The organism is Deinococcus radiodurans R1 = ATCC 13939 = DSM 20539 (assembly GCF_000008565.1).
Taxonomy (GTDB): Bacteria; Deinococcota; Deinococci; order Deinococcales; family Deinococcaceae; genus Deinococcus; species Deinococcus radiodurans.
Genome location: NC_001263.1, coordinates 1,591,878 through 1,617,458, shown reverse-complemented (window position 1 = coordinate 1,617,458; position 25,581 = coordinate 1,591,878). Strand labels below are relative to the sequence as shown.

General features: G+C 65.7%; 27 protein-coding genes. 10 read left to right on the top strand and 17 right to left on the bottom strand.

Annotated features, from left to right (window positions below):
• Positions 1-64 precede the first annotated feature (64 nt).
• Together zwf and gnd are read right to left on the bottom strand one after the other, a co-directional pair.
• Positions 65-1,837, bottom strand: coding sequence for a glucose-6-phosphate dehydrogenase (gene zwf, locus DR_RS08160; protein ID WP_010888234.1), 1,773 nt, complete (start codon positions 1,835-1,837; stop codon positions 65-67).
• Complete coding sequence (gene gnd / locus DR_RS08155; RefSeq protein WP_034350162.1) at positions 1,834-2,934, bottom strand: phosphogluconate dehydrogenase (NAD(+)-dependent, decarboxylating); 1,101 nt, start codon at positions 2,932-2,934, stop codon at positions 1,834-1,836. Before gnd ends, zwf begins: the two co-directional genes overlap by 4 nt.
• Positions 2,935-3,131: 197 nt before the next feature.
• On the opposite strand from gnd, the gene DR_RS08150 reads away from it, so the two are divergent.
• Positions 3,132-4,187: a hypothetical protein gene (locus DR_RS08150; protein ID WP_164927972.1), complete on the top strand. Its 1,056-nt coding sequence runs from the start codon at positions 3,132-3,134 to the stop codon at positions 4,185-4,187.
• On the opposite strand, the gene tnpB is transcribed toward DR_RS08150, so the two are convergent.
• Positions 4,126-5,352: an IS200/IS605 family element RNA-guided endonuclease TnpB gene (gene tnpB, locus DR_RS08145; protein WP_010888231.1), complete on the bottom strand. Its 1,227-nt coding sequence runs from the start codon at positions 5,350-5,352 to the stop codon at positions 4,126-4,128. The two genes, DR_RS08150 and tnpB, sit on opposite strands and share 62 nt — an antisense overlap.
• Positions 5,339-5,761 (bottom strand): IS200/IS605-like element ISDra2 family transposase, encoded by a 423-nt coding sequence (tnpA, locus tag DR_RS08140; protein ID WP_010887312.1) that lies wholly within the window; start codon positions 5,759-5,761, stop codon positions 5,339-5,341. Before tnpA ends, tnpB begins: the two co-directional genes overlap by 14 nt.
• A 341-nt stretch (positions 5,762-6,102) precedes the next feature.
• On the opposite strand from tnpA, the gene DR_RS08135 reads away from it, so the two are divergent.
• Positions 6,103-7,017, top strand: coding sequence for a DUF5602 domain-containing protein (locus tag DR_RS08135; RefSeq protein WP_010888230.1), 915 nt, complete (start codon positions 6,103-6,105; stop codon positions 7,015-7,017).
• Between the two features lie 79 nt (positions 7,018-7,096).
• Here the strand turns inward: DR_RS08135 and DR_RS08130 are convergent, their stop codons facing one another.
• A complete protein-coding gene (locus DR_RS08130) occupies positions 7,097-7,648 on the bottom strand; it encodes an SRPBCC family protein (protein ID WP_010888229.1) in 552 nt (183 codons plus the stop codon).
• A 93-nt stretch (positions 7,649-7,741) separates the two neighbouring features.
• Complete coding sequence (fba, locus tag DR_RS08125) at positions 7,742-8,659, bottom strand: class II fructose-1,6-bisphosphate aldolase (RefSeq protein WP_010888228.1); 918 nt, start codon at positions 8,657-8,659, stop codon at positions 7,742-7,744.
• Positions 8,660-8,771: 112 nt separating this feature from the next.
• Here fba and DR_RS08120 point away from each other — a divergent pair, with 112 nt between their 5' ends.
• The 4 genes from DR_RS08120 (at position 8,772) to rph (ending at position 12,309) form a co-directional block, all read left to right on the top strand.
• Positions 8,772-10,025 carry a PLP-dependent aminotransferase family protein gene (locus tag DR_RS08120; RefSeq protein ID WP_034350159.1) on the top strand — a complete coding sequence of 418 codons (1,254 nt, stop codon included), beginning with the start codon at positions 8,772-8,774 and terminating at the stop codon, positions 10,023-10,025.
• Entirely contained in the window at positions 10,022-10,321 is a 300-nt protein-coding gene (locus DR_RS08115; RefSeq protein ID WP_010888226.1) for a MazG-like family protein, read from the top strand. The genes DR_RS08120 and DR_RS08115 overlap by 4 nt, the downstream gene beginning before the upstream one ends.
• A 378-nt stretch (positions 10,322-10,699) precedes the next feature.
• Positions 10,700-11,572: a glutamate racemase gene (gene murI, locus DR_RS08110; RefSeq protein ID WP_162177672.1), complete on the top strand. Its 873-nt coding sequence runs from the start codon at positions 10,700-10,702 to the stop codon at positions 11,570-11,572.
• Positions 11,569-12,309 carry a ribonuclease PH gene (gene rph / locus DR_RS08105; protein WP_010888224.1) on the top strand — a complete coding sequence of 247 codons (741 nt, stop codon included), beginning with the start codon at positions 11,569-11,571 and terminating at the stop codon, positions 12,307-12,309. Before murI ends, rph begins: the two co-directional genes overlap by 4 nt.
• 269 nt (positions 12,310-12,578) lie before the next feature.
• Here the strand turns inward: rph and DR_RS08100 are convergent, their stop codons facing one another.
• From DR_RS08100 to DR_RS08070, 7 genes are all read right to left on the bottom strand, one after another.
• Entirely contained in the window at positions 12,579-13,016 is a 438-nt protein-coding gene (locus DR_RS08100; protein WP_162177671.1) for a hypothetical protein, read from the bottom strand.
• 17 nt (positions 13,017-13,033) lie between these two features.
• Entirely contained in the window at positions 13,034-13,822 is a 789-nt protein-coding gene (locus tag DR_RS08095) for an ABC transporter permease (RefSeq protein ID WP_010888222.1), read from the bottom strand.
• Positions 13,819-14,622 carry an ABC transporter permease gene (locus DR_RS08090; protein ID WP_010888221.1) on the bottom strand — a complete coding sequence of 268 codons (804 nt, stop codon included), beginning with the start codon at positions 14,620-14,622 and terminating at the stop codon, positions 13,819-13,821. The genes DR_RS08095 and DR_RS08090 overlap by 4 nt, the downstream gene beginning before the upstream one ends.
• Positions 14,615-15,655, bottom strand: coding sequence for an ABC transporter ATP-binding protein (locus DR_RS08085; protein WP_010888220.1), 1,041 nt, complete (start codon positions 15,653-15,655; stop codon positions 14,615-14,617). Before DR_RS08085 ends, DR_RS08090 begins: the two co-directional genes overlap by 8 nt.
• Before the next feature lie 79 nt (positions 15,656-15,734).
• Entirely contained in the window at positions 15,735-16,103 is a 369-nt protein-coding gene (locus DR_RS08080) for a VOC family protein (protein WP_010888219.1), read from the bottom strand.
• On the bottom strand, positions 16,100-16,276 hold the full coding sequence (locus DR_RS08075) for a type II toxin-antitoxin system CcdA family antitoxin (RefSeq protein ID WP_027479868.1): 177 nt from the start codon (positions 16,274-16,276) through the stop codon (positions 16,100-16,102). The genes DR_RS08080 and DR_RS08075 overlap by 4 nt, the downstream gene beginning before the upstream one ends.
• Positions 16,277-16,423: 147 nt before the next feature.
• Positions 16,424-17,701: an aminopeptidase gene (locus DR_RS08070; RefSeq protein WP_027479867.1), complete on the bottom strand. Its 1,278-nt coding sequence runs from the start codon at positions 17,699-17,701 to the stop codon at positions 16,424-16,426.
• Positions 17,702-17,975: 274 nt separating this feature from the next.
• Here DR_RS08070 and DR_RS08065 point away from each other — a divergent pair, with 274 nt between their 5' ends.
• Genes DR_RS08065 through DR_RS08050 form a run of 4 tightly spaced genes read left to right on the top strand, consistent with a single transcriptional unit; the run spans position 17,976 to position 20,682 of the window.
• Positions 17,976-18,533 carry an NYN domain-containing protein gene (locus DR_RS08065; protein WP_010888217.1) on the top strand — a complete coding sequence of 186 codons (558 nt, stop codon included), beginning with the start codon at positions 17,976-17,978 and terminating at the stop codon, positions 18,531-18,533.
• Positions 18,534-18,536: 3 nt separating this feature from the next.
• Positions 18,537-19,625, top strand: a complete 1,089-nt coding sequence (queA, locus tag DR_RS08060) for a tRNA preQ1(34) S-adenosylmethionine ribosyltransferase-isomerase QueA (RefSeq protein ID WP_010888216.1) — start codon at positions 18,537-18,539, stop codon at positions 19,623-19,625.
• Between the two features lie 46 nt (positions 19,626-19,671).
• Complete coding sequence (locus tag DR_RS08055; RefSeq protein ID WP_010888215.1) at positions 19,672-19,995, top strand: hypothetical protein; 324 nt, start codon at positions 19,672-19,674, stop codon at positions 19,993-19,995.
• A 39-nt stretch (positions 19,996-20,034) separates the two neighbouring features.
• The gene (locus tag DR_RS08050; protein WP_010888214.1) at positions 20,035-20,682 is read left to right on the top strand and encodes a hypothetical protein; all 648 of its coding nucleotides are present in this window, start codon (positions 20,035-20,037) and stop codon (positions 20,680-20,682) included.
• A 4-nt stretch (positions 20,683-20,686) separates the two neighbouring features.
• Here DR_RS08050 and DR_RS08045 read toward each other — a convergent pair whose 3' ends face one another.
• The 4 genes from DR_RS08045 to DR_RS16800 form a co-directional block, all read right to left on the bottom strand.
• The gene (locus tag DR_RS08045; RefSeq protein ID WP_027479866.1) at positions 20,687-21,346 is read right to left on the bottom strand and encodes a phosphatidylserine decarboxylase; all 660 of its coding nucleotides are present in this window, start codon (positions 21,344-21,346) and stop codon (positions 20,687-20,689) included.
• A 99-nt stretch (positions 21,347-21,445) separates the two neighbouring features.
• Positions 21,446-23,080 carry a CTP synthase gene (locus DR_RS08040; RefSeq protein ID WP_010888212.1) on the bottom strand — a complete coding sequence of 545 codons (1,635 nt, stop codon included), beginning with the start codon at positions 23,078-23,080 and terminating at the stop codon, positions 21,446-21,448.
• Positions 23,081-23,300: 220 nt separating this feature from the next.
• A complete protein-coding gene (locus DR_RS16805) occupies positions 23,301-24,065 on the bottom strand; it encodes an ATP-binding domain-containing protein (protein WP_234944634.1) in 765 nt (254 codons plus the stop codon).
• Positions 24,062-25,453 carry a hypothetical protein gene (locus DR_RS16800; RefSeq protein WP_234944633.1) on the bottom strand — a complete coding sequence of 464 codons (1,392 nt, stop codon included), beginning with the start codon at positions 25,451-25,453 and terminating at the stop codon, positions 24,062-24,064. Before DR_RS16800 ends, DR_RS16805 begins: the two co-directional genes overlap by 4 nt.
• Positions 25,454-25,581 lie beyond the last annotated feature (128 nt).

The window sequence follows — 25,581 nt, the reverse complement described above, 5'->3', positions numbered from 1 at the left end:
GGTAGGTGATGGAAAAAACTCCATTGACCATCGACCATCAACCCTCTCCGCTGCTCCGCCACCCTCACAGCCGCCTCCAGCGCCGTCCGGGGCCGAGCAGCTCATCGGCGGCGTCGGGGCCCCAGGTGCCCGCCGCGTAGTTGGGGAATTTGGGGGCCGCCGCGTCCGCGCCTTCCCAGGCCTGCAAGATGCCCGAGACGATTTGCCAGGCGTGGTCCACCTCGTCCTCGCGGGGAAAGAGGGTGGCGTCGCCGAGCATCGCGTCGAGCAGCAAGCGCGAGTAGGGGCTTTCGAGCTGTGCCCCGAAGGCGTCGTAACGGAAATCCATCACGACCTCGCGCAGCACCATCTCTTGCCCCGGCGATTTGGAGGAGAACTTCAGGCTCACGCCTTCGTCGGGCTGAATGCGGAAGGCCAGCACGTTGCGCTCCAGTCCGCCGGGAAAGAGGCCCAGCGGCGGGCGCTTGAACACCACGGCGATTTCGGTGACTTTCTTGGGCAAGCGCTTGCCGGTGCGCAGGAAAAACGGCACGCCCTGCCAGCGCCAGTTGTCCACCTCGAGCTTGACGGCGACGTAGGTGGGCGTGCGGCTGCCGCGCTTTACGTCCGGCTCCTGCTTGTAGCCGGGCACGGTCTGGCCGTCGAGGGCGCCGGGGCCGTACTGCCCGCGCACGGCGACTTCGGGCACCCGGTCCGCCGGAATGCGCTTGACGGCCCGCAGCACCTTGACCTTCTCGTCGCGGATGGCGTCGGCCTCGAACGCCGAGGGCGCTTCCATGGCGGTCAGGGTAAAAAGCTGCATCAGGTGGTTTTGCAGCATGTCGCGCACGATGCCCGCTTCCTCGTAGTACCCGGCGCGGCCCTCCAGCCCCAGGTCCTCGGACGCCGTGATCTGCACGTGGTCGACAAACCCCCGGTTCCACAGCGGCTCGAAAATGGCGTTCCCGAAACGGATCGCCATCAGGTTCTGCACCGTCTCCTTACCGAGATAATGGTCGATGCGGTACACCTGCGACTCGTCCCAGACGCGGTGAATGGCGTCGTTGAGTTCGCGGGCCGATTGCAGGTCGCGCCCGAAGGGTTTTTCGATGACGATGCGCCGCCAGCCTTCCGTCTCGTCTTGCAGGCCCTGCCGCCCCAGGCCGCTCGAAATCGGCTCGAAGAGGCTCGGCGGGGTGGAGAGGTAAAACAGCGCGTTCTTGCCGCCGCCACGGGCGGTCTCGGCGCGGTCGAGTTCACTGCGGACCTTGTCGTACACCTCGTCCTCGCCGAATTCGCCGTATTCGTAGTAGAGCAGCTCGCGGAACTTTTCCAGGCTGCCTTCCTTGATTTCGTCGGTTTCCTTGGAGGTCTTCAGGGCGTCTATGGCGTAGTCCTTGAACTGCTCGTCGTCCATTTCCTGCCGGCCCACGCCGACGATGTTGAACGCGCTGCCGAGCAGGCCGTCTTGCCACAGGCCGAACACGGCGGGCAGCAACTTGCGCCGGGCAAGGTCGCCGGTCGCGCCGAAAATCACCAGCGTGGCAGGTTCGGGCGCGCGGCTGCGGCGCATGGCGGTGCGAAAGGGATTCTGGCCGTCGGCGCCGGGCGCGTCGCTTTTGGGGGCATTGTCCCCGGCGTGCTTGGGCACCCGCTGGCGTGACTTGCGGGCCGCTTTGCGGGACTGCGCCGGAGCGCCGGGCTGGGCCACACCGACCTTCTTGGCCGCCTCGGTCTGCTGAGTGGCCTGCCGGGTCGCCTTGGCCGCCTCGCCCTGCGCGGCACTTTCCTTGGCGAGGGCCTTCTCGGGGCCACTCTTTTTCGGACTGCTCTTTTTGGGACGGGGCCGGTCGGTCATTCGCCCGCCTTCTGGTCGCCGGTGGTGCGCTGCTGCCCGGTTTCACCGAGTTCCTGCGCTTCGCTGCGTCCGCTGATGCTGGGCTGCGCGGCGGCGGTGGGGATGTTCTCGGGCGCGGCGGCCTTGGGGCTTTCGCCGGGTTTGACCGCTGGCACCACGCTTTCCTGCTTGGTTGCTTCCAGCGTCTTAACCGCGTGCCCGCCGAACGCGCGGCGCATGGCCGAGAGCATCTGGCCCTGGTAGCTCACGTCCTGCTGGCTGCGGAAGCGCATCTGGGTGGCGAGCGTAATCACCGGGGTCGGCACGCCGAGTTCGATGGAGTCGATAATCGTCCAGCGGCCCTCGCCCGAATCGGCCACGTAGTCGGAGAGCTGGTCGAAGTCGGCGCTGTTTTTCAGGGCCTCGGCGGTCAGGTCGAGCAGCCACGAGCGAATCACCGTGCCGTGACGCCACACTTCGGCAATCTGAGCCATGTCGAGGTTGAAGGTCTGGTGCGCCTTCATCAGCTCGAAGCCCTCGGCGTAGGCCTGCATCATGCCGTACTCGATACCGTTGTGAACCATCTTGACGTAGTGCCCGCTGCCGGTCGGCCCCATGTGGCCCCAGCCCCGGTCGGGCGCGGGCGCCAGAGCTTCCAGCGCCGGGCGGATGCGCTCCACACCCTCGTCGGGGCCGCCCACCATCATGCCATAGCCCTCGGTGATGCCCCACACCCCGCCGGAAGTGCCCACGTCCACGAAGTGCAGGCCCTTGGCCGCCAGAGCCTCGCCCCGGCGCTGGGTGTCGTGAAAGTTGGAGTTGCCGCCGTCGATAATCACGTCGCCCGCGCTGAGGCGGCCCGCGAGGTCGTCGATGACCGACTGGGTAATCTGGCCCGCCGGGACCATCACCCACACCGCTCGCTGACCGGGTTCGCCGAGCAGCTCGATAAAACGGTCCATGTCACTCGTCAGCGCGTCCGCCGCGACCCCCTGCGACACGAGGTGGTCAATCGCTTCCTGGCTGCGGTCAAAACCGACCACGTCCTGCCCGCCGTTCTTGAGGCGAATCACCATATTGCCGCCCATCTTGCCCAGCCCGATCATGCCGATTTTCATAACCAACCTCCTGCGCGGTGGAACCGGTTCCGTGCCGAGTGGTTCCAGACGGCCACGGCCAGTGTGCGGGCATGATAGCCGCCGCAAGGCCGAGCTTGAACAATGGCTTAAAATGTGAATTATTTAACGTGACCCGGCCCACTCCGCTGCCCTGGTCGTCCGCCGCCCGGTTCCCTCCCCCTGAGTTCGGAGGAAGTATGAAACGTCCCCTGTTTGCTGCCCTGCTGTGCCCGCTGCTGCTCGCCGCCTGTGGTCGCCAAGTGACCCCCGCCCCCACTGAAACTGCCGCCCAGGCCACTGCTGCCCGGGCTACCGCCGCGCAGAGTGCCCGTCTCACGGCGGCCCGCGCCCGCTTGGACGCCCAGCCCCTCCGCGCCCAGGCGCTGGCGGGCGAAACCGTCACCGCCAGCAAGGAAATCACGCTGCCCGTGCGCTCGGACGACGGTTCGCTGACGGGCACGCTCACGGTGCGTCTGGAAGTGGTGCGCGGGCCGGGCGAAGCCTATGCCAACACCGTTTGGACCTACAATTACCCCCACTACGCCGAGGGCGGGGGACTGGTGCAGCTCAGCACCGCGGACCGCTTCCTCGCCAAGAGCAGCGGCCTGCGGATTCTGAGCTTCAGGCCGCCGTCGGAAGGCGGCACGCTGCCCCAGACCCAGATGCTCCAGACGAACTATGCGTCCAGCTCTCTGGACGGCATTCTGTGCGCCTCGGTCAGCGGTGGCCTGAAGTACAACGGCTCCTTCAGTTTCCACGCGCCGATCACGGAGCCGCCCCTCACGCCGGACACCAACTTCGACCTGAACGTCTGCGAAACCCAGGCGCCGAGCCAGCCGACCCCGCCCACGCCTCCCGCAGACCCTTTCGAGTACACCAGTCTCTCTGCGCAACTCAATTACACCAGCACCCGCAAAAAGAGCGTCGCCACGATTGCGCTCGAAGGGGCACCAGTCGGGAGTTATATGGACGGGGTGTACCTCATCAGCATCGACCCGAGCTGTGATCCCACGGGCCGCGTGACGAAGGACCGGGCGCTGTACGTGGGCGACTTCTGGACCGAGGCGCAGCCGCCCTCGCAGTCGGTCAAAGACCGCACCTTTACCGACAAGGCGCGGCCTTACGTGCAGCCCGCCACCGCCCTGCTCGCCACCGCCCGCGTGTTCGACGCGGAGGGGCACTTCTTGAACCTCACACGACTAAAGTCGCGTGATTCTCACTTCGCAGACCATTGCCCGCCGAAGCAGGTCTGACATAGCCTCCATGAGCGTTTAAGGTGTCTGAGATTCCCGCAGCCACCAACGCTTCACGCCGAATGTTCAGCGCAGCGTTCTCGTCTCGGTCATGGGTTTCCCCACAGTTCGGGCAAGTCCATGTACGGACGGCAAGATTCTTCACTTCGGGATTCTTGAATCCGCAGTCATGACACAACTGGCTAGATGGAAAGTAGGGGCTGACTTTAGATACCAGTCGCCCGTACCACGCTGCCTTGTATTCCAACTGCCGGATGAACTCACCCCAGCCCGCATCACTGATGCTCAGTGCAAGGCGGCGATTTTTCCGCATGTTGTCGGGTTTAAGGTGTTCGGTTCCGATGATTTCGTACTCACGCACCAGGGAGGTGGTGAGCTTGTGAAGGAAATCCTGACGCTTATTGACAATGCGCTTGTGAATCCGAGCCAGCTTGGTTTTCGCTTTCCCGTAACGTGCGCTGCCCTTCTTCCGTCTGGACAGGGTTTGCTGAGCTTTACGAAGTCTTTTCAGGGTGGAGCGGTAATATTTCGGATTCTGTTCATGCTTAAACCTCACGCCATCGGTCACGATGGCAAAATCCTTGATGCCGACATCCACACCCGCTGCAAACTTGGGAGCCGCASGCAGGTAGGGAATCTCGACTTCACAGAGAACGGACGCTTCGTAATGGCCTTCGTGAATACGGCGCACAGTGACATTCAGAATCTTCCCTTGAATATCCTGCTGGCCCTTGGTTTTCACCCATCCCAGCTTAGGAAGTTTGAGCCTACCTTCCCCAATTTGGATGTTGTTGTTGGTGAATTGAGTCCGGTAGGACTCTCCCGTGCGCTTCTTTCTGAAACGTGGGAATCCTACCTTTTTACCGGACTGCTTCACAGTCCGAAAGAAGTTCTTGTACGCGGTCTCAAGGTTTTTCAGCGAGTTCTGCAAAGCAAACTTATCTACTTCCGAGAGCCAGGAGGTTTCTTCAGCCTGCTTCAGAAGGGTCAGTTCGCTACTCGTTTGCCCGTAGGTCAGTCCCTTCCCGCTTTCCTTGTAGGCCGCAATGCGACGGGCAAGGAAGTGGTTGTAGACGAACCTTGCGCTACCCAGCGTGCGGTTAATCAGTTCAGTCTGAGCCGCATTTGGGTACAGCCTGACCACGAAAGCCTTATTCCTTATCATGCTGGCTCTCTATGTATTTCTGAATCTGAGCGCGGGTGTTTTCAGAAACAGTCAGGATGCAATACGACGGGTTCCAGAGATTGCCGCCCCACAGCTTTTCTTTCAACTGCGGGTAGGCCACGAACATCCGACGTGCGGAAGCGCCTTTCAGCGCCTTCACGAAGTCGGGGATGGCTTGCTGTGGGGTTGCGCTTAGCAGGAGGTGAACGTGGTCAGGCATGACTTCCATCGTGATGACTTCCAGCCCGTTCTGAGCGGCAATGTCACGCAGGATGTCTTTCAGTCCATCAGCAACCTCACCCACCAACACCTGATGACGGTATTTCACGCACCAGATGAGGTGGTATTCAAGCTGATAGACGTAACCCCGGCCTTTCTTCATCTCAAGGGGAAGAATAACATATGTCATCTGGAAAAGCTAGAGGCTTCCGCTTTTCATCGCCCTTTTCAGGGCGAGAGGGGCTAACTCATGACTGAAGTCACGAGTGTGCGCCCCTCAAGCATCAAGGAAGTCGAGGACTGGACCTGCCTGAACCAGTGAGGCGCGGTTGATAAAGCACGCCCCCAAGCGACTTGTCTCGGGGGCGTTTGCTTGAATTACCGATGCGACGGGTCAACCTGAGAAAAGCGAGGACGGGTTCACTGCACTCGGTGCAAAAAAGAGGAAACGATCTGAAGTTTTGCAAGCCCCCTGACGGGTGGAGTCTTCGCGCCTTCTTGCCTGACTGCAAACTGAGCGCGAGGTGAACGATGCATAAAAGAGTGGGAGTGGCGGCGCTGGTCGGCGCCCTGATGCTGGCGGGCTGTGGGGACGAGATGGAGGCGCATCACGCGGGGCACGGGACGCAGGCGGCGACGACCATGAGCGCGCAGGAAGTCGGCGGCAACCGCTTTTACAGCAAGAGCTACGACCTGGGTGACGGGCACATCGTCACCTACCTGAAGATGGGTCAGAACGGACGCCCCCTTGAAATCGGCGTGAAGATGGATGAGCAGGCGCTGAACAACCTGCCTTCGCACGTCAACCCCAGCAGCCACTGCGTGGACACCAACGGCAACGGCCAGATCGAGCCTGAAACCGAGTGCGCCCTGGGTCACGACTTCGTGATGCCCTTTCCCGCCGAGACGCTGGCGCTCGCCAAGTCGCCCATCAAGTACGCCATGGTCAACTACAACCCGCTCGGTCACGGCCCGGCCAAGATCTACGACGTGGCGCACTTCGACCTGCACTTTTATGTCCAGTCCGACGAGGACCGGCGCAACATCCGCCTCGGGCCGTGCGCCGAGGTCATCAACTGTGAAGACCTCAAGACCGCCCAGATTCCGCTGCCCGCCGGCTACGCGCCTGCCGGCTTCGTGGACGTGGGCGCCGTGATGGGCATGATGGGCAACCACCTCGTGGACCCGAACGGCGAGGAGTTCCACGGCAAGCCCTTTAGCCACACCTGGATCTGGGGCACCTACGGCGGCAAGATCACCTTCCTCGAGCCGATGATCACCAACAGCTACCTCAAGTCCCAGCCCCACAACCAGTGCTTTACCTACGCCATGCCCCAGAAGTTCTCCGAGGCGGGCTATTACCCCCAGAAGTACTGCGTCGACTTCAACAAGGGCCTGAACGAATACACCGTCTCGCTCGAAAACTTCAAGTACTTCGGTAGCTGAGCGACTGAGCAACAAAAGGCGCCCCTGGTCACCTCGACTCAGGGGCGCTCTCCTTGCCTGGAGCTGATCTAGCTGACGCTTACTTTTTGCGCTTTGACGCTTTTGCAGCGTTCTTGGCCGCCTTCTGCTCGGCTTTTTGCTTTTCGGCCATCTCGCGGCCCATGTCTTCCACGAGTTGCGCGGTGGGGGCGTCCACCTGACGTTGCAGGTCCATCAGGGCAGTGACGGCCATGTTCTGCAAGACGCGCTCGATCTGGGTGCGAATCCACTTGTAGCGCACGGTGCCCTTCACTGTCAGCGTGACCTCGGTGCCGCCGGGCATCGGCTTGAAGTTCCACTGCTGCGAGAACTTTTCCAGGGGGCCGAAGGGCCGCACCGCTTCCCAGCCGCCACGCTGCGAGGGGATGAGCTGGCCGTAGCGCGCCTGAAACTTGAGGCCGAGCAACCGCCGCACGAACTTGAAATCGACCAGCGCGTTTTGCGCGAGCCGCTGCGGTTCCCCGGCGTAGGCGGCGCTGACGAGATTGGAGTCCCAGCCGGCCCGCCGCCGGGGTTCGAGCGCCAGCCGGTAGAGCACCTCGGGCCGGGCCCGCATGGGCATGGACTGTTTGACGACGATTTCTTCCGACATTAGGGCAAGTATAGGCGGGCGGGAAGTAGAGGCAGGAGAGAAAAGGAAAAAGGGAAGGGGCGCGACCGGCCCCCTCCCTTCTCACGCGGCGTCTTAGGCTTTGCCGACGCTGCCGAGCACGCCCATCTTGTGCTCGACAATCTGGCTCATCACGTCGCGGGCCGGGCCGAAAATCTTGCGGGGGTCGAATTCCTTGGGGGTGGCCTTGAGGACTTCGCGAATGCCCACGGTGCTGGCGAGGCGCAGGTCGGTGTCCACGTTCACCTTGGCGATGCCGTACTGCGCGGCTTCGGTCAGGTCCTCGTCGGCAATGCCCGCTGCGTCGCCGATTTCACCGCCCGCTGCGCGCAGACGCTGCACGATTTCCGCCGGAACGCCGCTGGAGCCGTGCGCGACGAGCGGAATGCTGAGCAGCTCGCCGATCTTCTTGATGCGCGCCTGGTCGATAAACGGGCGGCCCTTACCCTTGTACGCGCCGTGGCTGGTGCCGATGGCGATGGCGAGGTAATCGGTGCCGGTCTCCTCGACGAACTTGACGGCTTCGTCGGGGTCGGTCAGGAAGGCGTCCTTCTCGTCCACGACGACGTGCTCCTCGATGCCGCCGAGGCGCCCGAGTTCGGCTTCCACGCTGATGCCCATGGCGTGCGCGGCTTCGACCACGCGCTTGGTTTCGTGGACGTTCTCCTCGAAGGGGTGGTGCGAGGCGTCGATCATCACCGAGGTAAAGCCCATCTTGATGGCGTTGAGTGCCGACTCGTAGGAGGAGCCGTGGTCGAGGTGCAGCGCGACGGGCACGGTGGCGCGGGTCGCGAGGTCGATCACGATGTTGGCGAGGTCCTGGCCGCCATACTTGATGGCCCCTTCACTCATCTGCACGATGACGGGCGAGCGCAGTTTTTCCGCCGTGTGGATGATGGCCTGGGTGATTTCCATGTTGTTGGTGTTGAACGCACCGACCGCGTATTTGCCTGCGCGGGCGGGAACCAGAATGTCTTTACCGGTAACGAGCATAGGGTGCCTCCTTTTGTAACGGCCCCACTTTACCTGCTCGCCGGGGGCGCTGTCCTGTCAACCGGAGCGGGACAAGTGGGGAAAGCCGGGCGCCGCGCTTAACATGCGGTGCATGACCCCCGCTTCCACCGGCCCCGTCTCCACTGGTCCTGTCCCTATTGGCCCCGACCTCTTGGCCTGCATCTCGCGCCGCGCCCAGACCATGACGGCGAGCGCCATCCGCGAAATCCTGAAAATCACCCAGCAGCCCGACGTGATTTCTTTCGCCGGGGGCCTGCCCGCACCGGAGCTGTTTCCGCTGGACGCCGTGCGGCAGGCCGCTGAAACCGCGCTCAGCAAGTACGGCCCCGCCGCGCTGCAATACTCGACCACCGAGGGCCACCTGCCGCTGCGCGAGTGGATTGCTGGGCGTCACGGCATCCCCGCCGCGAACGTGCAGATCGTGACCGGCAGCCAGCAGGGGCTCGACCTGCTCGGCAAAATTCTGATTGACGAGGGCGACCTCGTGCTCGTCGAGGCGCCGACCTACCTGGGCGCCCTGCAATCGTTTCAGCCGTACCTGCCGCGCTACGCCGAGATGCCCACCGACGAGGGCGGCATTGACGTGGACGCGCTTGCCACGCTGCTCGCCGGGCTGGCGGCGCAGGGAGAAAAGCCCAAACTGCTCTACGCCATCCCCAACTTCCAGAACCCCACCGGGCGCACGCTGAGTTTGGAACGCCGCCGCCGTTTGGTCGAGCTGACCGCGCAGTACGGTGTGCTGGTCATCGAGGATGACCCCTACGGCCAGTTGCGCTTCAGCGGCGAGGCGCTGCCCAGCCTCTACGAGATTGGTCTGGAACTCGCGGGCGACGTGGACCGCAATCACGTCATCTACAGTTCGAGCTTTTCCAAGACGCTGGTGCCGGGGCTGCGCGACGCCTGGGTGGAGGCCGCCGCGCCGGTCATCACCAAGCTGATTCAGGCCAAACAGGGCGCCGACCTGCACACGCCGACGCTCAACCAGATGATGATTACCGAGCTGCTGCCGCTGCTCCCCGCGCAAATCGAGACGGTCAAGGCCGCCTACCGCGAGCGCGGCGCCCACATGCTCAGCCAGATGGACGAATTTTTCCCGGCGGGCGTGACCTACACCCGGCCCCAGGGCGGGATGTTCCTCTGGGTGACGCTGCCGGAAGGCGTGGATACGGTCGCGCTGCTGCCCCGCGCCGTGGAAAACAAGGTGGCCTACGTCCCCGGTCAGCCCTTTTTTGCCCTCGGCGGCGGCGCCAACACCATGCGCATGAGCTACAGCAGCGCGACCCCCGAGCAGATTACCCAGGGGATGCGCGCGCTCGGCGCCACTTTCCGCGAGGCCCTCGGTTGACCGCCCGCACCGCCGGCGTGCTCGCCGAAGTCGCGCAGGAGCGTGAGCGCCAGCACGCCAAGTGGGGCGAGCAGAACCACGACCCCGCCGTGTGGCTGATGGTGCTGGCCGAGGAAGTGGGCGAAGCGAATCAGGCCGCCTTTGAGAAGCTGTTCCCCGCCTTCGACAAACAGGCCGCCGCGCGCGGTCCCCGCACCTGGGCCGACTACCGCGAGGAGTTGATTCAGGTGGCAGCCGTCGCGGTGCAGGCGGTGGAGAGTCTGGACCGGCAGTCGGCGGGGGGAGGGGAGGGGTAGGGGGAGGTGGTGGGTGTGGAGGCCCCCTCTGCAAGCAGCTCTACGAGTCACCCCTGCCTTCGGCAGGCCCTCTCCCGCAAGGGGAGAGGGTCAAAAGACGCCTGAGCTTTAGCCTCTCTCCGCGTTATCCCGCGAAAAATTGTGCAACGCAGAACGCCAGGGCCGTCGGGCGCTGAAGGCCACGGGCCTGACACGACTTGGAAAATCCAGCCGTCCAGACCGCCCATGCAACCGAGAAACCCGACAAAACCAGTGACATCGCCGCCATTTGCACAGCGCCAACCCCAAACCCCTGTCCCCAGGGGGGACAGGGGTTTGGGGTTGGGGCATAAAGCTGAAGCCCAAGCCCCTCAAAAACCCACCGGCCCGCCCGCTATCATGCCCCCCGTGAGCTTCGCCGCCGCTTCCGACCCCGCGCCCCGCTCCGCCCTCCCCATCGGTGTCTTCGACAGCGGGGCGGGCGGACTGAGCGTGCTGGCCGAACTGCAAAGGGCGCTGCCGCAAGAAGACGTGCTGTACCTCGCCGATACTGCCCATGTGCCCTACGGTGCCCGCAGCGACGAGGACATCCGCGACCTGACCGCCCGCGCCGTGGCCGAGCTGGTGCGCCGGGGGGTCAAGGCGGTGGTGGTGGCGTGCAACACGGCGTCCGCCTTCAGCCTGACCCACTTGCGTGAGCGTTTTGAGCTGCCGATTATCGGGTTGGTTCCCGCCGTCAAACCGGCGGTGGCCGCCACGAAAAGCGGTGTGGTGGGCGTGCTGGCGACCCCCGGCACCCTGCGCGGCACGCTGCTCGCGGACGTGATTCGGCAGTGGGCCGAGCCAGCGGGCGTGCGGGTGATGCAGGCGGTGAGCACCGAGCTGGTGCCCCTGGTGGAGGCCGGCAAAGCCGACAGCCCCGAGGCCCGCGTCGTGTTGCGCGACGTGCTTGAGCCGCTTGCCGAGGCGGGGGCCGACCAACTGGTGCTCGGTTGCACCCACTATCCCTTCCTGGCGGGCAGCATCCGCGCCGAGTTCGGCGACACGTTCGCCCTGGTGGACAGCGGCGCAGCGGTGGCCCGGCACACCCGCAACGTGCTGTCTCGCGGCGGCCTGCTGCGCGGCGGCGACCGGACGGGCGAAGTCTCTTACCTCACGACCAGCGACCCGGCGCATCTGCGCGCCCTGCTCATGACATTGCGGCCCGGCGGAGCAGACGGCGCGTCCCTTCCTGATCCTCCTAGCCCCAGAATCGAGTTGACCACGACATGACCCCCCCCAAACTTCCCGTCCGCGAGGGCCGAGACGCCCTTACCCCCCGCCCGGTGTCGGTGCAGCGCGGCGTCAACCCCCACGCTCCCGGCAGCGCCCACCTCAAAATGGGCCGCACCGAGATTCTCGCCACCGTTACGCTCGACGACAAGCCCGCGCCGCATATGCGTGGCAAGAAAGAAGGCTGGCTGACCGCCGAATACTCCATGCTGCCGCGCTCGACCACCGACCGGCAGGCCCGCGAACGCAACCTGCAAAATGGCCGCCGCCACGAGATTCAGCGCCTGCTCGGGCGCGCGCTGCGCTCCAGCATGGACCTGCGCCCCTTCAAGAACCAGACGCTCTACGTGGACTGCGACGTGCTGGTTGCCGACGGCGGCACCCGCGTGGCGAGCGTGCTGGCCGGGCACGCCGCGCTGCACGACTTTTGCGACCGCCTCATCAACTCCGGGCAACTCAGCGAGTGGCCGATTGTCCACAACGTCGGCGCCATCAGCGTGGGCCTGATCGGCGACGAACTGCGCGTGGACCTCGACTACGAGGAAGACAAGGTGGCCCGCGCCGACCTCAACGTGATTGCCACCGACACCGGCCTGCTCGTCGAGGTGCAGGGCGGCGCCGAACTCGGGCCGATCACGGTGGACGAGTACACCCGCCTCCTGAGCTGCGGCGTGGCCTCAGTGCAGGACGTGATGCGCGAATTGACCCCTCAACTGGCCGTGATTCAGGGGATTTGAAAGATAGAAAATGCTTGAGCCACGTCTTTTTTCTGCGTTGCCCCACAACAAATCGTAAAACGCAGAACGCCAGGGCCGTCGGGCGCGTTAGCGCACGGGCCTCGCGTCCGTCGAAATCATGAGCATCCACACCAGCCCATGCAATAGCAGAACACCGTACGCCAAACGAAATCACTGCCCTTTGCACAGCGCCAGCGTCGAAGCCCCTGTCCCCATTGGGGATAGGGGTTTGGGGTTGGGGCATCAAGCTAAAGCAAAAGCCTCAACACCTACCCCCGCCGCTGAGCAGCCCACCGCCCCCGCTGCTCTGCCGCAAACACCGCCGTCACCTCCCAAAACTCCGCCTCCAACGCAGACAACTCCGCCGAAGCCTTAACCCCCAAGCCCTCGCCACGAGCGCCCGGCCCCTGCCCCGCCGCCCTCGCCAACCGGCTGTAAAGCCGCGACAGCACCTGCACTTCCCGGACGTTCTGCACGTACACCCACGGCCCATCTTCCGCCAGCAGCGCAAGAAACCCGGTCCACTCCTCCCGCCGAATGGCGTCCAGCAGCGCCGCTCCGGTCAGCTCCGGCGGCAGCCACGGCCTGACCCGCTGCAAATCCTTGGCGAAGTGCGGCTCGCCCCCGAATTCGGCCCCCACCCGCGCCGCCGCCGAGGGCGAGTCCACGTCGCGCAGCTCGGCGAGTAGGGGCAAAGGGGCAGCCACGGCCCGGCGCCGAAACATCAACTGCTCGCGCTGGTGTAACTCGCCACCGCCTTTTGCCAGAACAGCCGCGTGGCGACGAACAGCGCCAGCGCAATCAGCGGCGAAAGCAGCGCCAGCGTAGGCGTCAGCCGCCCGGTCACGGCCTGCGCGGGCACTGTGGTAATCAGCGTGACCGGAATGATGAAGGTCAGAAAGAAGCGCACCGGCAGCGGAAACGAAGTGGCCGGAAAGCGCGCTGCGCCGAACACGCCGTTGAACAGTTCGGTGGCATTTTGCGTTTTCACGAACCAGAAGGCCGTGGTACTCAGCGCCAGCCAGATGCAGTACACGATGACCAGCCCCGAGAGGTACAGCCCCGCCGCCGCCAGCACTCCGCCTGGCGTGACGGGCAGGCCCGCCGCCGCGTAGACCAGCAGCCCGGCGCCAATCAGCAGGTCGGGAAAGCGCAGCACGTTGAGGTTGCGCGCCGAGACATTGAACTGCGCGTCAATCGGCTTGAGCAGCGTGAAATCCATGTTGCCGGTGCGGATGTTCTCGGCGATACGCGACATGTTGGGCTGAATAAACACGCTGATAAAGCCCTCGGTCAGCAGGAAAAAGCCGGTGACCAGCAGCGCCTCGCGGAAGCTCCAGCCGCCCACCGAGGTCGTCCCCGGTTGCAGAAACAGCACCGACAGCCCCAGCAGGGCGGTGGCCGCCTCACCCAGACTCGCCAGCACCGCGCCCAGAAAGTTGGCCCGGTATTCCAGTTGCGCCGCGACGGTGGCCGACACGAACACCCGCAGCAGCCGCAGGTAGCGCCTCACGCGCCCACCGCCCCGTATTTCGCCAGTCCGCGCCCCCACACCCAGCGCCTGACCAGCCACATCACCGCCAACCAGCCCAGCAGCACGCCCGCGCCGCGCAGCGCCTCCGCCCCGCTTGCCTTGCCCGCCAGCAGCGCCGCCGGCAGGCCCAGCATGTAGGGAAAAGGCGTCCACGCGGCCAGCGTTTGCAGCCAGCCCGGATAGAAACTCAGCGGCGCGAACATGCCGCCAAACGCCGCGTAAAACAGCCACAGCACCTCGCCGAAGCTGCTGCTGCTCTCGGTCCAGAAGGCCAGCAGCCCCAGCGTGTACTCCCACAAAAACCGCACGCACAGCCCCAGCAGCGCCAGTCCCAGCACCGCCGGGTACGCCCACCACTGCGACGTGAACTGCGCCCCGGTCAGCGCCGCGAAAATCAGCAGCAGCACCAGCATGATGGGCAAGCGGAACGCCTTGTCGGTGAGGTGAGCGGCAAATTCGCGCCACAGCGGGTCGATCGGGTGCAGCAGCTCGGGCGAGAGCGTGCCCTGCCGAATCTTGTAGTCCAGTTCCCAGCCCACCCAGACCACCAGCAGTTGCGACACCAGCCAGGTCGCCAGGAAATACCCCGCGAAGGCCTGCGGCGTGTAGCCGTTGATCTGCCCGCCGGGGGCACTCTTGGCCTGCGTCATCCAGACCAGCATCATCACCAGATTCAGCGTGCCCGACAGCATCCAGATAATCGTCTCGGCGCGGTATTCCAGGGTGGAGGCCAGGCTGACGGCCCACAGCACCCGCACCTTGCGCCAGAAGTTAGTCATGGCTGACCGCCTCTTTCTGTGTCTCCCTGTGCTGCGTTTCCTTACTGTGGCCGAACAGTTCGGCCATCACCGCCTCGATAGACGGGTCTTCCACCGTCAGGTCGGCCACGTCCAGCTCGTTCAGCAGCCTTGCAGCCCGTGCACTCACCTCACGGCGCGGCACCGTCAGCTCGGCGCTCAGGCCGTCGCTGCGGCTCACGTCGCCGTAAGTAGCCAGTTGCTCGGCACTCACGGGGCGGCGCAGTTGCAGCCGGATGGTCTTGCCGCCCGACCCCTGCTCGGCCAGGCTCGCCAGATCGCCGTCGAACACCAGTTGCCCGGCGTCAATCACCAGAATCCGCCGGGCAAGTGCGGTCACGTCGGCCATGTAGTGACTCGTGAGCATCACCGTCGCCTGCTCCTTGCGGTTGTACTCGCGCACGAATTCGCGCACCGCCTCCTGCATGTTCACGTCCAGGCCGATGGTCGGCTCGTCCAGAAACAGAATCTTGGGCCGGTGCAGCAGCGCGGCGGCCAGTTCGCATTTCATCCGCTCGCCCAGACTCAGCTTGCGCACCTGCTTTTTCAGGATGCCTTCCAGCCCCAGCACCTCGGTAAATTCGCGCATGGTGGCGTGGTACTGGGCGTCGGGAATCTCGTAGATGGCCTGGTTGACCAAAAAACTGTCCAGCGCGGGCAGGTCCCAGATCAGTTGCTGCTTTTGCCCCATCACCAGCGTCATCTGCCGCAGATACTCGCGCTGGCGGCGGCGCGGCTCGAAGCCCAGCACCTCCACGCTCCCGCCCGAAGGGTGCAGCAGGCCCGAGAGCATCTTGAGGGTGGTCGTTTTGCCCGCCCCGTTCGGCCCCAGAAAGCCCACCACCTCACCGGGCGCGAGGTCGAAGGAGACACTTTTCACGGCGTCCACCAGCCGCGTCTTGCGGCTCACGAAGGCGCGCAGGCTGCCGGCCAGTCCGGGGTCTTTCTCGTGAACGGCGTACTGCTTTTTCAGGTCGCGGACGTGGACGGCGGCGCCCGGCGTGGATGTGGTCATGATGACTCCAAGGGTAGGGGAAAGGGACGGGGGAGAAATCCGCCAAGTGGCTGACTGGGGCGGTACACGACAAAGCCTCTCAGACGTACAGCTCCGGCTCGTGCTCCACCAGTTGCCACTCGTACCCGTCGGGGTCGCGCAGGTTCAGCGTGCGCCCGAAGCCCTCGTCCACGATGGCCGGCGTTTCCCCGCAACTCAGCGGGGCGAGGCGGGCCGCCACGTCTTCCAGCGGGCCAGTCACCTCGAAACCGGGCAGGGCGAATCCGGCAGGCCGCGCCTCGGGGTTGCCGTGTAGGTAGAGCAAAAAGCCCTCGCCTTCGCTGCCCGTCCAGAGCAGTTCGGCCCAGGTGCCGTGCCGTCCCTGGCGGTGGGGGGCAAAGCCCAGACGCTCGTACCACGCCTGCGAGCGGGCCACGTCGGTGACGTAGAGCAGGATGTACGGCCTCACGACCCGGCCTCCTCGCCTTTTTGCTTGGTGGTCTGGGCTTGCAGATGCTGGCGCAGCGCCGCCTCCACATACGCGCTGAGACTCAGCCGGGCGTCGATGCTGGCGATTTTGACCTCCCGAATGAGGTCCGCCGGGAGGTAGATGTTGAACTGCCGTTTGTCTTCATCGGACATGCTTGAAGATACTAGCTTGCTAGCATTCTAGCAACTTGGCCGGATGCTCGCGGTTGGACTGCTGAGAGCTCGCATGTTTGCCGACAAAAAAGGCCGGGTCAGGCGGCGCTGTGCAATCCGGACCCGGCTCTGTCTCGAAGCGTGTTGTTAGTGCTGTCCGGCGCGGTACTCCTCCGCCGCGAGCTTCACGCAGGTGGCGACGCCGCGCATCGCTTCCTCGACTTCTGCCAGCGGGGGCCGGGTGGGGGCGAGGCGGATGTTGGCGTTCTTGGGGTCGTTGCCGCCGGGGTACGTCGCGCCCGCCGGGGTCAGGCTGATGCCCGCTTCGTCGGCGAGCTGCACCACGCGTTCGGCCACCGGGTCCACCGTGTCGAGGCTGATGAAGTACCCGCCGCGTGGCGTGCGCCAGGTCGCGTAGCCGCCGCCTCCTTCGCCGAGTCCGGCGCTCAGGGCGTCATAGACCGCCTGAAACTTGGGAGCGATGAGCGCCGCGTGGTCGCGCATCAGCCCTTCCAGCCCGCCGTCGTAGCCTTCCAGAAACTTGACGTGCCGCGCCTGCTCGAACTTGTTGGGGCCGATGCTCTGGGCGCCGAGGTACTTGCCGAGCCACCCGATGTTGTCCTCGCTGCTCCCCACGAAGCCCAGGCCCGCGCCCGCGAAGGTGATTTTGGAGGTTGAGGCGAACACGAAGGCGCGGTCCGGGTGCCCGGCGTCGCGGCACAGCGCCACGAAGTTGACGGGCACGTCGCGTTCGCCTTCCCCGAAGAGGTGATGGGCGCGGTAGGCGTCGTCGGCAAAGATGGTGAAGTCGGGGGCCGCCGCCTTCAGACCCACGAGCCGCCGCGCCTTCTCCGCGCTGATGGTTTCGCCGCCGGGATTGGAGTAGGTCGGCACGAAGAGGATGCCCTTCACCGAGGCGTCGTTCGCCGCGAGCCGTTCGATGGCGTCCACGTCGGGGCCGTCGTCCTGCATGTCCACCGCCAGCAGCTTGAAGCCGAGCGTTTCCAGCAGCAGGAAGTGGCGGTCATAGCCGGGAACGGTGACGATCATCTTGGGCTTTTCATGCACCCAACCGCCTTGAGACCCCCTCAGCCCATGCAGCAGCGCGAAGCCGAGCACCAGCCCTTGCAGCTCTAAGCTGGAGTTGTTCCACACCAGCACGTTCTCGGGCTTGAGGTCGAGGTAGTTCCCGAACAGCGCCCGCGCCGAGGGCAGCCCAGCCACGCCGCCGGGATAGTTACGCAGGTCGGTGCCGTCGTACCGGGTGTCGTTCTCGCCGAGCACGCTCAGCATGGGGTTGCTGAGGTCAAAGTCGGCGTCGGCGGGCTGACCGCGCTGGAGGTTGAGCTTCAGGCCCCGCGCCTTGAGTTCGGCGTAGGCGGCCTGGGCCTGGGCAAGGGCGTCTGGGGTGGCACTGCTCGTCATGGGGTCAGGGTAACGCAGCCGGGCGGGGGCAGGCGCCCGGCTTGTCTTGGTCCATCCGCCGGGTCCACTCGCCGGGTCCATTCGCCTGTCCCACTTGTTTGGACCTCTTCGTCTGGCCCTCTTCGTTTGGGGCGGCCTGGGGCCTGGTCCGGCTTCCCCTTCACATCTCCGTGCGCCGGGCCTATGCTGGGCGGCGGCCCGTTTGCGGCCACTCTTTTGTTCCGTTTTTTTGGCGCTTTGCCTCTTTCGGCCTCATCACAACAGGAGACTTTCAATGCAGTACGTCGTTCACCGCCCCCGCGTCGGGGTTTTTATCGATACCCAGAACCTGTACCACTCGGCCCGCGACCTGCTCGAGCGCACCGTCAACTTCGAGACGATTCTGCAAGTCGCCACCGAGGGGCGCGAACTCGTCCACGCCATCAGCTACACCGTGGAGCGCGAGGGCGAGGCGACGTCGCGGCCCTTCATCTACAAGCTCTCCACGCTCGGCTTCAAGGTCCGGCGCATGAACCTGACGCTGCACCATGTCACCGACGGCGGCAAACCGATTTATGAAGGTAACTGGGACATGGGCATCGTGGCCGACATGTTCCGGCTGATGGACCACCTCGATGTCATCGTGCTCGGCAGTGGCGACGGGGATTTTACCGACATCGTCGAGGTCTTGCAGGAGCGTGGCAAGCGGGTGGAGGTCATCGCCTTCCGCGAGCACACCGCGCAGAAACTCATCGACGCCGCCGACCGCTTTACCCACCTGCCCGACATCGAAGAAGGCCTGATGCCGGCCCGCCATAAGCCGGGCGCCAAGGACGCGGCGGGCGAGGCCTGAGCCGTGCCGGATTCCACCGCCGATCCCTCCACTGCCGACGAGGTGCTGGCGCGGCTGCACTTTGACCTGCCGGAAGACCGCATCGCCCAGACCGGCGCCGAGCCGCGTGACACCTCGCGGCTGATGGTGGTGGGCGAGCAGATCAAGCACCGGATGTTCCGCGACCTGCCCGACCTGCTGCGTCCCAGCGACCTACTGGTGTTTAACGAGTCGCGGGTGATTCCGGCCCGCGTGCTGGCGCGCAAGCCCGTGGTGAACGGCTTCGGCGGCGGTCAGGTGGAGGTGTTGCTGCTGCGCGAGGAGTTCGACGTGGGAGCTAATGTCTGGAGCGCCTACCTCAAGCCCGCCAAGCGCGCCGGCCACGAGTTGTGGTTGGGCGAGAACGAGGCAACAGGCCACCGAGCGGAAGTGGTCGGCGTTCTCGACGACGGTGCCCGCCTGCTGCGCTTCGACCACGACATCAAGCCGCACCTCGACGAGATTGGTCGCCTGCCGCTCCCGCCCTACATCAACGCGGGCGACAGCGACGAGACGTGGCGCGAGCGCTACCAGACGGTGTACGCCAAAACGCCCGGCAGCGTGGCCGCCCCCACCGCTGGGCTGCACTTCACGCCTGAGCTGCTCGCCCGCCTGGACGAGATGGGCGTAGAACGCGCCTCGGTCACGCTGCACGTCGGCGCAGGCACCTTCAAGCCGATTCAGGGCCCCGTGGCCGACCACGTGATGCACGCCGAGCGCTACGAGGTGAGCGAAACCAACGCCGCCGCCATCACCCGCGCCAAAGCTGAGGGCCGCCGCGTGGTCGCCGTGGGCACGACCACCGTCCGCACGCTGGAAAGTGCCTGGGACGGCGCAGCAGTGCGTGCCGGGGCGGGGGAGACGCGCATCTTTATCACGCCTGGAACGCGGGTTGAGGTGCCGGACCTGCTCATCACCAACCTTCACCTGCCCGGCAGCACCCTGCTGCTGCTCGTCGCCGCCTTCGCGGGCGAGGACCGCATCCGCGCGGCCTACGACGCGGCGCTGTCGCAGGACTACCGCTTCTACTCGCTGGGCGACGCGATGCTGCTGGAACGCTTGACCTCCGCCTGACTTTTTCCTGAGCTGTCCCTGACACCTGCACCCCAGACTGCGGGGCATGATGTTTCGTGACCCTCAGCCCGACCTGACGCCCGCGCACCCCCTGGCCCCCATGCAGCTCTCGCAGGCGGCGCAGGCGTATCTGGAGGGCTGCCCGGCGGCGCAACGTGACCGCGCGGCGGCGCTGCTGACGGCGCTGGAGGACTACCTCGGTGCGCCCGCCCCGCTGCTCGCCTACACCAAACTGACCGGCGAGGCGTGGCAGCGCACCCTGCCCGCTTCCGAACAGACCGCAGCCGCCGCTCTGCTCGCCGACTTCCGCGCCTTCCTGCGCGACGGTGGCTGGCTCGACGCGGCGCGGGCGGTGAACCTGCCCGACTGAGCGGAGAGGGGGTAAGACGGGTTAAAGTCGCTCTGCCCTATGCCCTTTTCCGAACTGCTCACTTACTTTCAGCCGCTGGCCGCCGAGCACTATGACCTCGGCCCCTGCGCCATTTTGCAGACGCCGGGGGCGAACATACTGGCGCTGAATGCGGCCTTTTTTCCTGCTGAAGCTGCTGAGAATTTACCCGACGTGCGCCGCTGGTTCAGCGCGCGAGGCCGGCCAGCGCTGCTGCTCTCGGACGCGGCTCTCCTCGGCGAGGACGTGGGCGGGCTGCGGGTGGGAAGCTGGACGGCGGGAGAAACTAGAGAAAACATCATCGTGGAACAGGTTTCACGTCTCCAACTCTCTCTGTGGTCGGCAGTCCTCGCCGAAAGCTACGAGACGCTGGAATGGGCGCCGGCCCTCGCTCGCCACTTCGCCGCGCGGCTGGAAGGCGACCGCGCCAGCACGCTGCTGCTCGCCTACGCAGACGGCGACCCGGTGGGTGCGGGCCTGTGGCGGACCGGGCCGGGGGGTACAGGGGCAATGCACCTCTGGGGCACCCTCGACCCCGCTGCCGACGCGCCTTTGCTGAACGCGGCGGCAGACCTGTCAGGCGGCAACGTGCGCGTCAGCCTGCCCGATACGTCGCCGCTGAGCGTGCCCGAGGCCGAAGTCCTGACGTTTACGCTGCTGGACGGCTAACTTCTCAGCAGGCGACCACCGTTTCGGCACCCCGCACGCGCTCGCCCACGCTGACCTGGGGGGTTACGCTGCCGGGCAGGGCGAGCAGCACCAGGCCGCCCTCGGCCAGAAACGCGGCCTTGTTGCCCTGGCGCACGGTCTGGCCCTCGTCCAGATAGGTGATGGCTTGCAGGCCCGCGCCCGGCGCAATCAGGCCTACCGTGACCGTCTGCCCGCCTTCGCCCTGCACGGCGTAGCTGTAGCGCTCGTTGCCGCGCACGGCGGCGCTGCCGAGCAGGTCCACCGGCTGGCCCGCCAGCAGCCGCGCGGTCTCGGCCAGCGGTAAGCCCTGACGCGTTCCGTCTCGCTTGCCGGCGCTGATAACCGTGCCGCCGACCGGCGCATAGGTGAAGTGCACGTCCAGCGGCCCCACGTAGAGGCCCAGCAGCCACCCGTCTCGTTGCGGCGTCCCCAGCAGTTCGGCCACGTTCTGCCCGTTCACCTGCCCGCCCTCGATGCGGCGCACGAACGACACCAGCCCGTCTGCCGGTGAGAGCACGGCGCCCGCGCCGCTCTGGTCTGCGGGCGGCAGGCGCACCGGGTCGCGGAAGCGGTACACGGCGCGGAGATACCAGGCGCCAGCAGCGAGCGCGGCGAGCAGGGGAAAACGGCGGGGGAGACGCATGGGGCCAGCATAACGCGCGAGCCTGACGCCAACGTTTCCGCCGCTTGCCGAAATCAAAACAGCCCCAGCGGGTGCCAGGGCTGTGCAGATTCAGGACATTTACTGCTGCTGGTGCTCCAGCGCGGCCTTCACGAAGCCGGCGAAGGGCGGGCTCGGGCGCATCGGGCGGCTCTTGAACTCGGGGTGGGCTTGCAGCGCCACGAAGAAGGGATGGTCCGCGATTTCGACGGTCTCGACCAGCCCCGCGCCGCGCCCCTCCACGCCGGGGGTCACACCCGAAATGGTCAGGCCCGCCGCCTCCAACTGCTCCACGTAGGCCGGGTTGACCTCGTAGCGGTGGCGGTGGCGTTCCTTGACGGTGCCGCCCTGCGGAACGCCGTACAGCTCGGCGATTTTGGTGCCGGCGCGCAGTTCCATCGGCCAGTCGCCCAGGCGCATGGTGCCGCCCATCCCGGCGACTTCGAGCTGCTCGGGCATCAGGTCGATGACCTTGTTCTTGGCGTACTCGTCGAACTCGGCGGAGTTGGCGTCCTCGATGCCCGCAACGTGCCGGGCGTATTCGATCACGGCAATCTGCATCCCCAGGCAAATCCCCAGGTACGGCACCCCGTGCGTGCGGGCGTACTCGGCGGCCTTCACCTTGCCCTCGATGCCGCGAATGCCGAAGCCACCGGGGACCAGAATCCCGTCCACGTCGGCAAACTGCCCTTCGAGTTCGCCCGCGCCCGCCTCGGCGAGCTGCTCGGCGTTGACCCACTTGATGTTCACGCGGGCGTCGTTGGCAATCCCCGCGTGCGTCAGCGACTCCATCAGCGAGAGGTAGGCGTCGGGCATGGCGGTGTACTTGCCCGCGATGGCGATGGTCACCTGCTGCTTGGGATGCTTGATGGTCCGCACGGCGTCGGTCCACACGCCCAGCCGGGGGTGCGTGCCTTCGAGCCCCAGCAGCTCCTCGACGGCCTTGCCCAGGCCCTGCTCCTCAAGTGCCAGCGGCACCTGATAGACGTGTTCCACGTCATACGACGAGAAGACGCGGTTTTCGCGCACGCTGGTAAATGCCGCGATTTTGCGGGTAATTTCGGCGGGCAGCTTGTCCTTGGAGCGCACCATCACGATGTCGGGGCTGATGCCGTAGCTCCTGAGCGCCGCCACCGAGTGCTGCGTGGGCTTGGTCTTGAACTCGTTGGACGTGCCCAGGTACGGCACCAGCGTCAGGTGCAGGTACAGCACGTTGTCGTCGCCCTCGTCGAAGCGGAACTGCCGGATGGCTTCCAGAAAGGGCAGCGACTCGATGTCGCCCACCGTGCCGCCCACCTCGATCAGCACGATTTCGGCACCCGCCGACTCGCCCGCCGCCCGGATGCGCCGCTTGATTTCATCGGTCACGTGCGGAATGACCTGCACGGTCTGCGACAGGTAATCGCCCGCCCGCTCCTTACGGATGACTTCCTGATAGACCTGCCCGGTGGTGATGTTGCTGCCCGCCGGAATGTCGAGGTCGAGAAAGCGCTCGTAGTTGCCGATGTCGAGGTCGGTTTCGGCACCCGAAGCCGTCACGAAGCATTCGCCGTGCTCGTAGGGCCGCATGGTGCCGGCGTCGATATTGATGTAGGGGTCGATTTTGACGGCGGTGACTTTGTAGCCGCGCGCACGCAGCAGCGCCCCGAGGCTGGCACTCGCCACGCCTTTGCCGAGGCTGCTGACCACGCCGCCGGTCACGAAGATGTATTTCATGGATTCCCTCCGGGAATGTCTAAGGGTCGAGGGTCGGGACTGTGAAAGGCACGTGCCACACGCCAAAACAAAAAAAGCCGGGGCGTGTGGCCTCCGGGATTTGAGGATAGCACGGGGAAGGAGCTGAATGTTGGACGGTCGAACGGTCTAAAAGTCTAAATGCCGTCCCATGCATACTTTCCGCATATAGACCTTAGACGGTTCGGCAGTGAGCCACCCCTCAGCGCACCAGCGGGTGCAGCTCCGCCCCACCGCTCACCAGCCCCAGCCAGTGCAGGGCGCGGCTGGCGGCGACATAGAGCAGGCGCCGTTCGTACTCGGTGCTCTCGTCATACGTCGTCTGGTTCGCTCCGGTCACAATCGCCGCGCTGAATTCCAGCCCTTTAGCGAGGCTGACCGGCAGAATGACCAGCCCGCCCTTGAAACGGTGCTCCTGCGTGGTGATGGGCTGCGCGTCGGTGTCGAAGTCGCGCAGCTCGGCGCTCAGGCGGTCGGCGTCGGCCCCGCGCCGCGTCACGATGGCGATGTTGGTGTGCCCGGCGGCCTGCGCGTCCTTGACGGCCTGGGCAATCAGCGCGCGCTCGTCACCGCCCTCGTAGCGCTGCACCTCGGCCCCCTCGCGGTCCACGCCCTGCACCTGCGCGGCGCGGTTGTAGGTTTCGGCAATCCGGGCGCCGAGTTCGGTGATTTGCCGGGTGGAGCGGTAGGTGCGCGAGAGCGTCAGCACCTGTGCCCCCGGTAACTGGTCCTGCACGTCCTGCCACTTGCTCGGCCCCTTGTAGCCGTGCATCCCCTGGTTGAGGTCGCCCAACGCAGTGACGTGCCCCGGGCGCGCGGCGCGGGCGAGCAGGGCGTAGAGCAGCGGCGAATAGTCTTGCGCCTCGTCGAGCACCACATGGTCGAACGGCTCCAACGTGCGCCCCACCGCTCGCCCGATGCCGCCGGTAAACGCCTGCACCGCCAGCATGATGGGCAGCTCGGTCACGTCGGCGTGAGCCGGCGCGGGGTCGGAATGCCGCTGAGCGGATCGGCGAGCAGCAGCCGGATTTCCTTGTCGCTCAGCAGTCCGCTCGCGGCCAGGGCGTCCGCGTCGGCGAGCAGGCGCCGGGCCTCGGTCACGGGCGTCGTCGAGGCGAAAATGCGCCCCAGCAGCGTGGTGAGCGGCTTGCTGAGTTGCCGCCGCACGCTCGCTTCCTCTTCCTCGGGCACCCGCAGGCGCGAGACGGCTTCTTCCTCCACCAGCCGCCGGAAGCCGGCGCGGTAGCCGTCGAGGGGGTCTTGCGCGAACACGTCGTGCAGCTTGTCGGCGAGGTCGCTCTCGCTCAGGCTGAAGGTCAGCAGCCCGCGCCCCGCCACCTCGATGTTTTCCTGCAAGCTCTGGCCGGTGATGGCCGCCCCGAACTTGTTCCAGAGGTGGGTCCGCACCACGTCGAGCATCCGGGCGTCGCCGAGCAGCTTGGCCCGCCGCCACGCCAGCGCCCGGCGTCCGTTGTCGGTATCGGTGAGCAGCAGCGAGAGTGTGCGGTCGGTGATTTCCAGTTTTTCGAGGCCCAGCAGCGCGGTGGCCCAGGCTTCGGGCGTGGTCACGCTGACGCCGCCGATGCCGAGTTCGGGCAGGATGCGCGCCGCGTAAGCCGCCAGCACCCGGTTGGGCATCAGAACCATGCATGCCTCGGGCCGCGCCTGATGCGGGCCTCGGTCGCCGCTCGTCATCCAGGCAAGGCGGTGAAAGCCGATGGTCGTCTTGCCCGACCCGGCAGCCCCCTGAATGATGACCGGCGTGCCGGCGGGAAAGCGCATCGCCTCGTTCTGCTCGGGTTGCAGCGTCTCCACCACGTCGCGCATCCCGGCGGTGCTCTGCTCTTTCAGGCGCCGCAGCAGCACTTCCTCGCGTCCGCCGGTGTCGCCGCCCTGCTCATCGTCGTAGAGGTCGGTGACGCGCAGCAGCGCTTTTTGCGCCACGTCGAGCTGGCGCCGCCGCCGAATCTGGCCCTTGCTGCCACGCCGGGGCACCCAGTCCAGAGCGTCGGAGTAAAAGAGGCTGCCGACCTCGCTGTCCCAGCTCACCACGTGGTGCGGCCCGCCCACGTCGCGGAAGGCGTGCTTGCCGATATAGAGGGTCTGCTCGCGCCCGCCGACGCGTACTTTCAGGCTGCCGAAGTAGGGCTGGTGGACATGCACGCTCAGCATCGCGGCATGTTCCTCGGCGGTGTCGGCCATCGTCACCGAGGTTTCGAGGTCGGCGCCCGTGTTGCGGTCGCGGTCTTCCCAGCTCCCGATCTGGCGAATCATGGCCTGGACGGTGCCCGCCAGATGACTAGATTCGGCCTCGAAATCAGGATGGGTTTTGACGGGTGGTTCTGCCAGAGACATAAAGAGCAGCATAGCGCGTCGTGGCCGCTGAACCGCTCTCAGAGAAGTGAAACGGCAGGTCGAGTCACTGAAGAACGTTGCATACGCGCGCCTTTTATCTGGAGTGGCCTGCAAGACGTGAGGTCAGG